Origin of the sequence: Croceifilum oryzae (assembly GCF_030814315.1) — a bacterium.
In the GTDB taxonomy this organism is placed as follows: domain Bacteria; phylum Bacillota; class Bacilli; order Thermoactinomycetales; family Thermoactinomycetaceae; genus Baia; species Baia oryzae.
Genome location: NZ_JAUSUV010000001.1, coordinates 247,286 through 260,261 on the forward strand (window position 1 = coordinate 247,286; position 12,976 = coordinate 260,261).

General features: G+C 43.7%; 13 protein-coding genes and 1 pseudogene. All 14 read left to right on the forward strand.

Features of this window, described 5'->3' with window-relative positions:
• Positions 1–61 precede the first annotated feature (61 nt).
• The 14 genes and pseudogenes from J2Z48_RS01190 (at position 62) to J2Z48_RS01255 (ending at position 12,792) form a co-directional block, all read left to right on the forward strand.
• Positions 62–721 (forward strand): amino acid ABC transporter permease, encoded by a 660-nt coding sequence (locus J2Z48_RS01190; protein ID WP_307250187.1) that lies wholly within the window; start codon positions 62–64, stop codon positions 719–721.
• A 12-nt stretch (positions 722–733) separates the two neighbouring features.
• The gene (locus J2Z48_RS01195) at positions 734–1,387 is read left to right on the forward strand and encodes an amino acid ABC transporter permease (protein ID WP_307250188.1); all 654 of its coding nucleotides are present in this window, start codon (positions 734–736) and stop codon (positions 1,385–1,387) included.
• A gap of 200 nt (positions 1,388–1,587) precedes the next feature.
• On the forward strand, positions 1,588–2,190 hold the full coding sequence (gene uptA / locus J2Z48_RS01200; RefSeq protein ID WP_307250190.1) for an undecaprenyl phosphate transporter UptA: 603 nt from the start codon (positions 1,588–1,590) through the stop codon (positions 2,188–2,190).
• A 55-nt stretch (positions 2,191–2,245) separates the two neighbouring features.
• Positions 2,246–2,398, forward strand: a pseudogene (locus J2Z48_RS15790) (twin-arginine translocase TatA/TatE family subunit); the annotation flags it as partial.
• Positions 2,399–2,639: 241 nt separating this feature from the next.
• Complete coding sequence (locus J2Z48_RS01210; protein ID WP_307250194.1) at positions 2,640–2,909, forward strand: helix-turn-helix transcriptional regulator; 270 nt, start codon at positions 2,640–2,642, stop codon at positions 2,907–2,909.
• Between the two features lie 371 nt (positions 2,910–3,280).
• Positions 3,281–4,450, forward strand: coding sequence for a LeuA family protein (locus tag J2Z48_RS01215; protein WP_307250196.1), 1,170 nt, complete (start codon positions 3,281–3,283; stop codon positions 4,448–4,450).
• The gene (locus J2Z48_RS01220; protein ID WP_307250198.1) at positions 4,447–5,040 is read left to right on the forward strand and encodes a cysteine hydrolase family protein; all 594 of its coding nucleotides are present in this window, start codon (positions 4,447–4,449) and stop codon (positions 5,038–5,040) included. Before J2Z48_RS01215 ends, J2Z48_RS01220 begins: the two co-directional genes overlap by 4 nt.
• Complete coding sequence (locus J2Z48_RS01225; protein ID WP_307250200.1) at positions 5,037–6,068, forward strand: TauD/TfdA family dioxygenase; 1,032 nt, start codon at positions 5,037–5,039, stop codon at positions 6,066–6,068. The genes J2Z48_RS01220 and J2Z48_RS01225 overlap by 4 nt, the downstream gene beginning before the upstream one ends.
• Positions 6,065–6,466, forward strand: coding sequence for a cupin domain-containing protein (locus J2Z48_RS01230; RefSeq protein ID WP_307250202.1), 402 nt, complete (start codon positions 6,065–6,067; stop codon positions 6,464–6,466). Before J2Z48_RS01225 ends, J2Z48_RS01230 begins: the two co-directional genes overlap by 4 nt.
• Positions 6,467–6,479: 13 nt before the next feature.
• Entirely contained in the window at positions 6,480–7,730 is a 1,251-nt protein-coding gene (locus tag J2Z48_RS01235) for an MFS transporter (RefSeq protein ID WP_307250204.1), read from the forward strand.
• Positions 7,723–9,123, forward strand: coding sequence for a 3-isopropylmalate dehydratase large subunit (leuC, locus tag J2Z48_RS01240; RefSeq protein WP_370872836.1), 1,401 nt, complete (start codon positions 7,723–7,725; stop codon positions 9,121–9,123). Before J2Z48_RS01235 ends, leuC begins: the two co-directional genes overlap by 8 nt.
• Positions 9,124–9,139: 16 nt before the next feature.
• Complete coding sequence (gene leuD, locus J2Z48_RS01245) at positions 9,140–9,766, forward strand: 3-isopropylmalate dehydratase small subunit (protein ID WP_307250206.1); 627 nt, start codon at positions 9,140–9,142, stop codon at positions 9,764–9,766.
• Positions 9,744–11,666, forward strand: coding sequence for an FAD/NAD(P)-binding protein (locus J2Z48_RS01250; RefSeq protein WP_307250208.1), 1,923 nt, complete (start codon positions 9,744–9,746; stop codon positions 11,664–11,666). The genes leuD and J2Z48_RS01250 overlap by 23 nt, the downstream gene beginning before the upstream one ends.
• The gene (locus tag J2Z48_RS01255) at positions 11,614–12,792 is read left to right on the forward strand and encodes an aromatic amino acid transaminase (RefSeq protein ID WP_307250210.1); all 1,179 of its coding nucleotides are present in this window, start codon (positions 11,614–11,616) and stop codon (positions 12,790–12,792) included. The genes J2Z48_RS01250 and J2Z48_RS01255 overlap by 53 nt, the downstream gene beginning before the upstream one ends.
• Positions 12,793–12,976: the final 184 nt, after the last annotated feature.

Below are 12,976 nucleotides of genomic sequence, written 5' to 3' on the forward strand. Positions count from 1 at the left end.
AGGGATGGATGAGCTATGAGGCACCATCCTTCCTTTTTCATGAGTAAAGGAGCTTAGCGATATGAATTGGGATTTTGGATTTATTCAAGAATATAGAACTGAATTTATCGATGGTTTTTTTCTAACTTTGAAAGTAAGTTTGACTGCACTTATCTTAAGTCTGATTATCGGGACGATTATTGCGATCTTTCGAATATCGAGTAACAAAGCATTGCGAGCTTTTGGAACTTCGTATGTAGAGTTTTTTCGAAATACCCCTTTGATGGTACAAGTCTTCTTTTTCTACTTCGGGCTTGCTTCTATCGGTTATAAGTTAACTGATTTTTGGATTGGGGTGCTGGGCCTTTCAATTTATACGGCGGCTTTTATTGCCGAGATTATCCGTGCAGGGATTCAAACTGTGCCACATGGTCAGACAGAGGCGGCTCGGGCATCTGGATTAAGCTTTTTGCAGACCATGTTCCATGTAGTGTTGCCGCAAGCATTTAAATTAGTTGTTCCCCCTATGTGTAATCAATTTATCAATTTGGTTAAGAACTCATCGATTCTCTCGGTTATTGCCGCTCAAGATATCTTATATGTGGGAGAGCAAGCGATTTCCGAATACGATCCGTTTTCTGTAGAGCTATTTGTAGCGGCACTCTATCTTATTATTACGATTCCGCTATCACAAGGAGTCAACTTGCTAGAGCGTCGTTGGGCGAAACAAGGTACACGTTAGGAGGCGAACCATATGGATTTTAGTAAACTGCTCGAGGGAAATACGTGGGGGATATTGTTGAAAGGGTTGTGGGTAACCTTAGAGGTTGCGGTTGTTGCTATCATTTTAAGCTTTCTCATCGGGATTGTTTTAGGGATTTTACGGTATTCCAAAATACCCGTTCTTTCACAACTGGCTACTTTGTATATTGAAATCGTACGGAATATCCCATTGCTCGTTATTATCTTCTTTGCATTTAATACGTTATTGGATAAATTTGATTCCCTTGTCGTGATCGTGATCTTCGGGATGACGGTCTTTACGTCCGCATTGATCGCCGAGATCGTCCGAAGTGGATTAAATTCGATTCCTATCGGCCAGATTGAAGCGGCTCGTGCTCAAGGGATGAGCTATGTGCAAACGCTGATTCATATTATCTTACCACAGGCACTTAAGCGCATGATTCCGCCTCTCGTGGGGCAGTTTGTTACCTTGATTAAAGATACGTCCCTTGCGGCGGCGATTACATTGCCTGAGTTATTACATGAAGCAAAACTTATATATTCAAATCCAAGCTATGTAAATGCTACGATCCCGATTTTACTACTTGTCGCGTTGATCTATTTTGTAGTGAATTATAGTTTATCTCTATTAAGTCGCCAACTTGAAAAGAGATTGGCTGGTTAAATGATATAGTTAAGAGAAAAGAGGTTGGTCTGGATTTCCTGGGCCAACTTCTAACTATGTAAAGAAAGAGGATTTTGACCATTTTGTTAGAATCTTTCTCACATGAATCGCATATTTGTGTGACAATCAGACTATGGAACTAGACTTACTAGATAATAGATTGGTACGATGAGTAAAAATGATTTGAAGGTAGGGCAAACATGGCAGAAATTATTCATTCTTTCTTAGAGTGGCTTGCGGGATTAGGCTACTTCGGCATTGCACTCGGACTTATGGTTGAAGTGATCCCTAGTGAAATTGTTCTTGCCTACGGTGGTTATCTGATCTCAGTTGGTAAAGTGGAACCAATTGGTGCACTCATAGCAGGTGTAGTTGGTGGTGTGATTGCGCAGTTATTTTTATACTGGGCTGGGTATTACGGTGGTCGTCCGTTAATTGAGAAGTACGGAAAATATGTGCTCATCAAACCTTCACACCTTGATCTAGCAGAGAGATGGTTTGAGAAATATGGAGCTGGCGTTATATTTGGGGCACGATTTATTCCGGTTGTGCGGCATGCGATCTCGATTCCTGCCGGGATTGCGAAGATGTCTTGGAAGCGTTTTACACTTTTGACAACGCTTGCAGCGATTCCGTGGTCGATCTTCTTCCTCTACTTGGGTTACAAACTTGGGGATAATCAAGAAAAGATTAAGGAAGTAGCAGGTCCTTATGTACAGACAGCGATGATTGCAATCGTGATTCTACTTGGTCTATACTTTGGAATGAAATGGATGATAAATAAGAGGCGGAATTCAAATTAGTCTCGTGTATAATTAGGTGCGATGATGAATCGTCTCAAAAGAGGAGGGATTGTGGATGAATATTTCTGGTTTAGAATGGGTTCTCATCTTTGTAGCGGCGTTACTACTATTTGGACCTAAGAAACTTCCAGAGCTAGGAAAGTCGATTGGTAAGGGAATCCGTGAGTTTAAGAAGGCGACGAGCGGGATGTTAGATGAGGAGAAGAAGCCTGAGGTGTCAGGGTCCACTCAAACTCCAACACCTGTGCAAACACAACCACAACAGACGACTATGAATTCTTCTCATACAACCAATACAGAGCAAAAATAAGTACGAAATCTCCTGTCTTTATAGGCTAGGGGGTTTTTTGTTTTTCTATGATATAATAAAAAAGTATTTTTATTTCACAGAATGAAATGAACTGTATTAGTAAATTACGATTGTGAACAGGTTATGGGAGGGTTTTAGTTTGAACATTTCAGTTTCATTAAAGGAGAAAATACATTCTACCATTATCTCTTTTGGACTTACTGAGCGGGAAAAAGAGATAACGGTCTTATGGATCGCGGGCTATAACTACAAAGAAATTGCATTAAGGGTTGGCGTGTCTAATAATACCGTGCGAAAACACATTCAAAATATCCATTCGAAACTAGGTGTTCACTCAAAAACAAATGCTTTGATCAAAATCATGTCTGAGGTCTATAGTGGTACACAAAATCCAGACTCGTTTCTCTAAATTCAAATATATGGAAAGGGAAGAGAATAACTCATATGTAGTATTGTTTAAATCAATCATGCCATTTACTATAGGGGTAAGGTTGGCCAACCCATTTAGTAATATAGTCAATGCTTGTGATGTGAATGCTAGACCAGTATGTATATATTTCTGAAATAAATGCATTTTGTAAAATTAAGTGATGATAATGATAGTAAGAATCATGCTAATCACTGAATAATCGATCCGACAACTATATGGCACAAACTCTGTAAACAGAATGGCTTTTTCACGAGGTCGGTCTTTTTCGAAGTGGATTCTGTTATGGAATCGATTTTATCGAAAGAGCCCCTTTTTTTGTTGAAAACATTTTCTATTAGGGGTGTGATGGGATGAAGAAGCGAATTACTTTTCTTGATACTACGCTTAGGGACGGGGAACAAGCACCCGGTAATGCGATGACGCCAGAGCAGAAATTAGAGCTAGCGTTAATGCTGGAAGAGGCAGGAGTAGATACGATTGAAACGGGTTTTCCCGCATCCTCCCATGCTGATTTTTTAGCAACGCAGATGATTAGCACCAAGCTAGAAACGGCATCATTTGCTACGTTTTCACGCGCGCAAGTGAGAGATGTGAAAATCGCGATCGAGGCTGGAGGAGTTAGCGATCGACATCTTGTAATGTTAGTCGCTACAGGTAGCGATTTGCATCTAAAAAATAAGCGCAATATCACGCGTGAACAGGGGCTTGCGGAAATAAGAGAAGCCGTTACGTATGCGAAACAACAAGGTCTTACCAATATAGCGGTGGGCATAGAGGATGCTAGTCGTGCTGAGTATGACTATATGGAAGCGATGACTAGAACGTCGATAGAGGCAGGCGCCAACCAAATTATTCTGGCAGATACAACCGGATATGCCACTCCGTCTTCGTTTGGAAGTTTAATTGGATTTATCCGTAGCATCGTGGGACCGGATATCAAAGTATCCACTCATTGTCATAATGACCTCGGTCTGGGCGTCGCAAATGCTTTAGAGGGGCTTAAAGCGGGAGCAGATGAGGTTCAGGCAACCTTGGGAGGGATTGGTGAGCGAGCGGGAAATACCTCTCTCGAGCAAATCGCGGCCATCCTTTATTACAAGGGAGATGATTACGGGTTAAAAACGAGTATTCGTCTTGATTTGTTATATAAAACATATCTCATGCTACAGGGATTTATTGAATTGGAAGAGTCGCGCATGCAGCCCTTATTTGGCAAGTACGTGTTTAGCACGGCAGCGGGGATTCATCAGCAAGGAATGCTAAATGACCCAGACACTTATGAGTATGTAAAGCCTATGACCCTAGGTAGAGAAAGACAGTTGCTAGTAACCCGCCATTCAGGGAGAACGATTATTCGTCATCTACTCAAGGAGCAGGGACTTCCGTTTTCTGATGAAGAGATCAATCATTTGTATGAGAAGTTTATCAACAGAGCCAGCTTCTGTGATGATCTAACTACCTTTACCCAAAAGATAAAGGATGAATTAGAACTTCAGACAACCGAGGTGGGAGCCATATGAAAAAAGCATTACTCGTACTTGATTTGATAAATGATCTGGTTCATGAAGATGGAAGTGTAGGAAAAGATGGCTTTTATGAACAGGCACAGGAACGAGGAACTGTGGCTCATACCGCTGAAGCAATTAAGTATTGTCGGGAGGCGGGTATCCCTGTGATCTATGTGATTGTGGGCTTTAGTCAAGGCTATCCTGAATGGAGCGAGCGTTCGAAACTGTTCCGTCATGTTCCGAGCAAACAGCAGGTTCTGCTAGGCACATGGGCAACTCAGGTACATGCTGAACTCCAACCTTTACCGAACGAGGTGATCATTACGAAAAACCGTATCGATCCGTTCTATAATACGAATTTAGAAACGGTTTTACGTTCAATGGAGATCGATACCCTTTATCTATGTGGAGTTTCAACGGAATTTGTTGTATTGAGCACGGTAATGGGTGGACATGACCGAGGATATACGGTTAGACCGTTAGCAGATTGCATTTCATCCAGTGACTCTCACAGCCATGATTGTGCGATGACCATCATTGAGAAACTGTCGGATGTATATAGTTTAGAACAATTAACCCTTGAGGAGGGCGTGAAACTGTGAACGCATATCATATTTTTACAGATGAACAATTGAATGAGCTTAGCTTGTCACTCTCTAGCTTTTCTACTATTTCGCCCTATACGGATGCTTCTCGTTTCGAAGAAACCATGATTCATGCCGTAAAAAACGGCCTTCTCCCTACATTCTTTATGGAGCTATGTGAACGGATCCGCTCGGATCGAGCAAACGGTCTCCATGTCCATGTGCTGAAGAATTGTCCGGTTGATTTGGAAGTTCCTGATCTGGATCATGATGATCCGGTGAACGATAAATATCGTTTGAAGAAAACCTTTCTGGGCGAAGCATTTTTAGGTGTCTTTGCTTACCTGCTTAAAACCCCATTGCTCTCGTATGCCAGCCGTAATAACGGTGACTTCTTTACGGACGTTGTTAGTATTAATCGATTTAAGGGAAAACGTACCGGTTTTACTGATGGCGATTTAATTTTCCATAATGACCGGTCAAGTCATCCTGTGAGAGCGGATTATATCACCCTTTTAGGTGTGCGCTGTCCATCCAATGATCTCGTCTATACCACATATGTGGACGGTCAAGATATGATGGGGCACCTAACGCCAGAACAGATTCAGGTCCTAAGTGAAGATTGGTATTTCACCGAAGTGGATGATTTAACAAAGGAAAAGGTAAAGGATTGGGAGAAATCCAGTACACATGCGATTTTAAATGACGGAATGATTTGTTTCCAAGATACGCTCACGCAACCGGTAGACGATGCACCGATCGAGGCGGTTAAAGCGTTGCTTGCATTCAAGGATGCGATTACAAAATCACCAAAAACCCGTCATCGCTTGGAATATGGAGATTTGTTTGTTTTTGCGAATCAATTTGGGCTTCATAATCGAGAACGCATTGAGGTGAATAATCCAGAAGATACAGCTAAGCGTTGGCTGTTAAAAACATATACATTTAGAGACCATGCAGTAGCCGATACATTTGAAGACTATTGGGTAAATGGTGTATATGGTTGTGTAAGTGATAAACCAAAAGTGAAAGAAGGGAATGTATGATGAACGATACGTTGACAAACCTTATGCAAGCATTGCCAACCCTTCTCCAAGAGAATGAGTCAGGTGTTCTAGCTGAAACCGAAATTACCTTTACACCTTTTCAAGCAATTGAACGTTCCAAATCTGCTGTTCATTGGTTATTCCGCCCGGATCAAACGGGCGGGACAGGTGCTGCGATTATTCGTTATGAGCCAGGTGGAGAATCTCCTCCTCATCTGCATACCGGATTTGAACTTGCTTACGTATTGGAAGGAGAGATGATTACAAGCCAAGGTACAGTTAAAAAGAATGAAATGATGCTACTTACACCAGGGAGTCGACATAGCTCGCGCAGTGGTGAAGCAGGCTGTTTGGCTTTAATTATTTGGGAAAAGCCGCCTCAACCGATCGAAGAGTGAAAGGGAGAGTAAAATGAAAACAATACATTCTTCTTCAACCAGATATCGATGGTTTATTTTATCCATTGGTGTCCTTGCCCAAATCGTATTTGCCATCGGATTTGCTGGGATTCCTTTATCCGGAGTGGTGATGCGTAGTGATTATCACTTTTCTATGGGCGAGTTAGGTTTTGTCCTCGGCTGTATGGGATTAGGTGTGGGGATCTCTGAAATCGTTTGGGGGATATTGACCGATAAGCTGGGGGATAAAGTGGTTCTGATGATTGGGCTCGCCTCCATGGGCGTTACCTACGCGATTATTGCATATGGATTTGTTCCGGGAGGAATCACGGATTATAGAGCACTAGGGTCATTGTTAATTTTAGCGGGTGCTGTAGGAGGTAGTATTAACTCCTCCTCCGGCCGTGCGGTCATGACATGGTTTAAAGATCATGAACGTGGCTTTGCGATGAGTATTCGTCAGACCGCTATTCCAGTTGGTGCCGCGATTGGTTCCATATCGATTCCCTTCATCGCATCGTCTTATGGATTTGGAATCGCCTTCTCTACACTTGGAGCCCTATGTCTCATCGTAACGCTAGTTGTGTGGATTTGGATGGTTGAGCTGGAAATACCCGAAGCATCAACGCAAAATGTATCCGGCGAAGCGATTTCGCCATTGAAGCGTATGTCTGTTTGGAAAATTGCGCTGGCGGGTGCAGCACTAACGTTTCCACAGATGTCTATCCTTACCTTTGCTTCTGTATTTCTGACAGACCAACATCATTTGAGCTTGTTCGTGGTTTCGATTATTGCCTTCTCGATTCAATTAGGTGGCGGAGTTTTACGACTCGTTACAGGGCGGATTTCGGATAAGCACCAAAATCGTCGTAAAATGATCTGTATGATTGCGGTGGTTGCTGGGATATCGGGTATTTTGCTCGGCTTGCTATCTGGACAAAATGAAATCCTAGTCGTCGGCTTACTCATCATTACAGGACTCGCCGGAAATGCTTGGCACGGTGTGGGGTATACGGAGATTGCCGTAGCCGCTGGTGTGCGTTATGCAGGTAGAGCACTGGGGATGATGGGAGCAACGGTATTTGCGGTCTCTTTCGTTATTCCTTACATGATTCCATTCATATTAAAAATGTCATCATGGAACGGTGTATGGATTTTTGTCGGGATCGCTTCCTTGCTGGCTCTGCCACTGATGATGGAATTCGCCCAACCTGTGAAGAAAAACGCAGACCTTGTTGCAAAAGAAGGTGAGAGTATTGGCTAAGACGCTATTTCATAAAATCTGGGACTCCCATTGTGTGAAGCAGATCGGGGATACAGAGGATTTACTTTATATTGATATGCATTTACTGCATGAAATCAATACACCGCAAGCGTTCGATCGATTACGTGAAACGAATCGGACGGTACGAAGACCGGATTTAACGATCGCGACGGAAGACCATAATACGCCGACTCGTTCTGTGGCAACATTGGAATCGGACGACGTACGTAGACGACAGGTTGATTTATTACGGCGCAATTGCTCAGAATTCGATATTCCTTTATTTCAGTTGGGTGAACCCGGTCAAGGGATCACCCACGTAATTGCACCTGAACAGGGGCTCGTCCTCCCAGGAACCACACTCGTCTGTTGTGATTCACATACAACCACACACGGTGCATTTGCGGCGCTTGCGTTTGGGATTGGCACGAGCCAAGTGGAACATGTCCTAGCAACCCAAACATTACGATTCCACAAGTTTAAATCGATGCGTGTCACCGTTGAAAATGATTTGCCAGATAACGTTTCCGCTAAGGATTTGGCTCTTTCCATTATCCGTCATCTAGGTACGGGTGGTGGAATCGGCCACGTCATCGAATATGCGGGATCAGCGATTCATTCTCTTAGTATGGAAGCCCGTATGACCTTGTGCAACATGTCGGTAGAAGCAGGAGCAAGTGCTGGGATTATAGGGGTTGATGAGAAAACCCTCGATTATTTGCGCAATGTGTACCAGTTGAATGGTCAGCCCCTCGCCGAGGAAGAAATCGAAAGATGGCGTACCTATGTAAGTGATCCAGATGCTACTTTTGACAAGGAAGTCGTGATCGACGGAGCTACGATTCAGGAGAATGTGACTTGGGGTACCAATCCATCTCAAAATATTGGCTTTCATGAACAGATCCCAAGCTTCACCGATTATGAAGATCCAAGCCAAAAACAAGCGGCTAAGCGTGCACTTGAATACATGGATCTGCAACCAGGTCAGTCCCTATCCGATATCTCGATCGATAAGGTATTTGTGGGGTCGTGTACGAATGGGCGTATCGAAGATTTACGCATCGTGGCTGATATTTTGGATGGGAGATCGGTTCACTCCGATGTTCATATGGTGATTGTTCCCGGCTCTACACAAGTACGTGACCTTGCCATAAAAGAAGGATTGGATGAAGTGTTCCAAAAAGCTGGAGCTGACTTCCGCCATTTCCCGGGATGCTCGATGTGTTGCGGTCTGAATGAAGACAGTATGCGAAAAGGACAACGTTCTGTTTCGACCAGTAATCGGAATTATGAAGGCAGACAAGGTACAGAGGCGATGACGCATATTGCTTCCCCTTCTGTGGCGGCGGCTAGTGCGATTACAGGTCGAATTAGTAGAGCTTCGGATTTATAGAACGGAGGATGAGAGTATGGGAAGGGAACGGATTCAAGGATACGGCATGCCTTTAGTACGAAACAATGTTGATACAGATCAAATTATCCCTGCTCGCTTTTGTTACCAACCAAAACGGATCGGTCATGGCGAATCGTTGTTCGGGAACTGGCGTCAGGACCCATCTTTTGTATTAAATGATCCGCGCTATTCGGATGCTACGATATTGGTTGCCGGTAGTGAGTTTGCAACGGGATCCTCACGAGAATATGCTGTTTGGGCGATAAAAGATTACGGCTTTCAGGTTGTGATTGCCGAAAGCTTCGGTGATATTTTCTATAAAAACGCTATTATCAATGATTTGCTCCCGCTCCAGACAACGGAGGAAGGCATCGAGTTGTTGTGGGAGACATTGATTCACGCCCCTAAGTCAAACATTCAAATCGATCTGGAAAAAGAAGTGATTTGCTTTGAAGGTGGGTCAGTTCCCGCCATCATGGATCCACATTTTAAAAAGAAGTATATTCTAAATCTGGATGATATTTCGTTGACCCTTGAAGATGTAGGAAATATTGATACATATGAAGCGGCAAGAAATCCCCACTTGGCTACTACGTTGAATCGAGTAGAGAGATTCTCACATGCAGGTAGAAGCAATGAATAGTGCGATGAGAGTGGCCATTATCGGTAGCGGTCCGCGGGGGATGTCAGTCCTAGAACGATTAGTGGCTCGATTAATAGAGGCAGATAGTAGAGAGAGTGTTGAAATCTTTCTAATAGATGATGGATACATCGGAACAGGGAGAGTATGGTCTACCGAACAATCTCCTCACCTACTTATGAACACAGTTGCCCAAGAAATATCTGCTTTTTCTGGACCCTGGGACGGCATAGAGGCACGTCCCGGGAATGGTCCTTCCTTTGCACAGTGGTGGAAATTGCACCGTGAAGACTACTCACAATTCGGTGGGTATGGTCCACGGGCATACTATGGAGAGTATTTGTTATATGTGTTATCGGCAGTAGAGCGATCTCTTCCACCACATGTTACTCTAGATAAACTTTCTGCACGTGTAGAGAGCTTGGAGGAAGCGGATGCAACTCAATTACTGTATCTTTCGAATAGCGAGACTCTGGAAGTGGATCGAACCGTATTAGCAACAGGGCATCCGAGTAATCATCTACAAGGCTTTGAGAAGACTCTCCATGATTATGCTACTCGCACAGAAGGTGTTGCTTTTATGGCAGGAGACTCCGTCGCTGATATGAATCTCTCTGAAATAAAGCCCCAGCAAAAGGTAGGAATCATCGGCATGGGCTTAACTTTTTATGATCTAGTAGCCGAGCTGACGATGGGACGCGGTGGAGAATTTATACCCCAATCAGATGGTTCGATGCGATATAACGCATCTGGTTGTGAGCCACGTATATATGTGGGTAGTCGGAGCGGGATGCCTGTACCAGCGCGAGGTTTCAATCAGAAACCATCTGACTATGAATATCATCCAGCCATATTTACGAGCGAGCGAGCGTTTCGGATTATTCAAAATGGAGATGTGCACTTTGATCGGGATGTTCTCCCTTTATTAGAAGCAGAAATCAGTTTAGTCTATGCTGAAACGAAACTGCGTCTAAAGAAGGGTGAGGATCAGGCTCGTCGATTACGCGAATATGTGATTAACCATCAAGTAGATTCCGTAGAAGGGGTTAGCACCTTTGCTCATATACTCGGACTCTCCCATCCGATGGCGATTGATCTCTATAAACTCGCAAATCCATTTCGTGGATGTACATTTCCATCGATTGATTCATTCAATGAAGTCTTGCACTCCTTGCTCGCAGCTGACTATGAAGAAGCGATGCGGGGCAATGTCGATTCACCAATGAAGGCGGCACTAGATGTGATCCGCAATTCGAGATCGGTCATTCGTTTATTTGTTGATTTTGGCGGTCTACATCCTCATTCCCATCAAAATGAGTTTCTACGAAAATTTTCGCCTGTCAGTGGATTTCTTTCTGCGGGACCTCCTGTCTTTCGAATCCTTCAACTGCAAGCATTGATCAAAGCAGGGATTGTGACTGTCATAGGCCCATCCGTGAAGTTTGAACCAGCTGTAGGCGAAAACGGTATTGTTATGTCTTCTCCGAGCGTGCAGGATTCAACTGTCACGGTAAAAGTAGTAATTGATGGGCGAATTCCTACAACGGACATTACGAGGGATCGCTCAAGCTTAACCCAGTCGCTCCTTGAAAAAGGGATTTACACCCCGTTTGTGAATCGGAAAAAGGATGTTGTATTTGAAACCGGTGGAGTTTCTGTCACCGCATCCCCATTCCATCCGATCCGAGCGAATCAAACCATCGCGGACAAGCTATATGTACTGGGAATTCCAACGGAGCACACACGCTGGTTTATGCAGTCAGGCAGTAGCCGACCACATAAGTGGATTGACTTCATGATCGATGCCGATGCGATCGCCACAGATATCGTTCAAGGAGGGGGAGAAAAATATGATTCAAACCAAGTCAAAAAACAGCATTATGCAACTACTGGAACGTTATAATCACGATACACGCACAGATAAGCTGAATTTGACGGTAGGGGTTTATACGGATGAATCTGGACGTTGTCCCATCCTTGAATCTGTGCGGGATGCTGAGTATTACCGTGTAAGCAATCAAACCAATAAAGCTTCCTTTCATCTGGCTGGCGCACCTGAATTTCATCAAGCTGTTCGCAAGCTGCTTTTCTCAGCTACAGGAAGTGGGTTGGAAGATCATATAGAGGTGATCCAAACAGTAGGGTGTAGTGGGGCCTTATATCTGGCGGGGCAGTTAATCTATCACTATGCCCCCACATCCAGTATCTGGTTAAGCTCACCTACATGGGAGAATCATACGGCACTTTTAAATAGTAACCGTAACAATATTCGCTATTACCGGTATCAACCTGCGAATCCAGATGAATTGTGTATCGATACCATCCTAGAGGATCTGAAGCTTGCACAGCCGGGGGACTTTGTTTTGCTTCACGCCTGTTGCCACAATCCAACGGGAATCGACCCTAACCCAGCCCAATGGAAGATGTTAGCTGAGTTTTGTGCAGAACGAGAGCTTATTCCTTTATTCGATTTTGCGTATCAAGGGTTTGCAGACTCCATCGAGCAGGATGCGGAATTTTTGGTTCCCTTTAGTGAGCGGCTAGAGACGTTTATTGTCTGTAATTCATTCTCTAAAAACATGGGCATTTATGATGAACGTACTGGGGCGTTAACACTGGTTTTTAAAGATGAAGCGAAACGAGCAGATTGGCATAGAACGGTGAAAGGGTTGATTCGGAATACCTATTCGATGCCACCGGTACATGGTAGTTTTATCGTCAGTCATATCATAAATGATTCAGTTCGCTTTTCCCGTTGGCAACAGGAACTCGAAGGAATGTGTAGTGACCTTCATCGGCGCCGTGGTGCGTTATTTTCTGAGCTGGGCCGAATCGGTATAGCGAATGAAGTGTTGACCTATCGGAACCAGCAAGGGATGTTTGTTTGTCTGAATCTATCAGAAGAAAAAATAGATTTGTTGCGGGATCAATATGGGATTTATCTGCTTGATACGGGTCGGATGTGTGTTGCTAGTCTTAGCACTGCGAATATGCCGAGATTTTGTGAGACCCTTTCAAAGGTGATTTAGGAAATTCTTACGAGTCCCAAAATTATTTATTGACTGATTGATCTGGAAAGGGTAAGATAAGATAGTGGAAGTGATAATGGAGCAACGTCAATTGCTCCATTATCTTTTAATCATTTTAGACCTTTTGATCTAGAATAGAACAGAAATGTACTGGAAGCTATGAAAAGAAAAGGAGCTGGTTTTT

What these genes read in the sequence shown, in the direction of transcription:
- J2Z48_RS01190 (WP_307250187.1), top strand. Translation starts at nt 62, where the DNA reads ATGAATTGGGATTTTGGATTTATTCAAGAATATAGAACTGAATTTATC.
- J2Z48_RS01195 (WP_307250188.1), top strand. Translation starts at nt 734, where the DNA reads ATGGATTTTAGTAAACTGCTCGAGGGAAATACGTGGGGGATATTGTTG.
- uptA (WP_307250190.1), top strand. Translation starts at nt 1,588, where the DNA reads ATGGCAGAAATTATTCATTCTTTCTTAGAGTGGCTTGCGGGATTAGGC.
- J2Z48_RS01215 (WP_307250196.1), top strand. Translation starts at nt 3,281, where the DNA reads ATGAAGAAGCGAATTACTTTTCTTGATACTACGCTTAGGGACGGGGAA.
- J2Z48_RS01220 (WP_307250198.1), top strand. Translation starts at nt 4,447, where the DNA reads ATGAAAAAAGCATTACTCGTACTTGATTTGATAAATGATCTGGTTCAT.
- J2Z48_RS01230 (WP_307250202.1), top strand. Translation starts at nt 6,065, where the DNA reads ATGATGAACGATACGTTGACAAACCTTATGCAAGCATTGCCAACCCTT.
- J2Z48_RS01235 (WP_307250204.1), top strand. Translation starts at nt 6,480, where the DNA reads ATGAAAACAATACATTCTTCTTCAACCAGATATCGATGGTTTATTTTA.
- leuD (WP_307250206.1), top strand. Translation starts at nt 9,140, where the DNA reads ATGGGAAGGGAACGGATTCAAGGATACGGCATGCCTTTAGTACGAAAC.
- J2Z48_RS01250 (WP_307250208.1), top strand. Translation starts at nt 9,744, where the DNA reads ATGCAGGTAGAAGCAATGAATAGTGCGATGAGAGTGGCCATTATCGGT.
- J2Z48_RS01255 (WP_307250210.1), top strand. Translation starts at nt 11,614, where the DNA reads ATGATTCAAACCAAGTCAAAAAACAGCATTATGCAACTACTGGAACGT.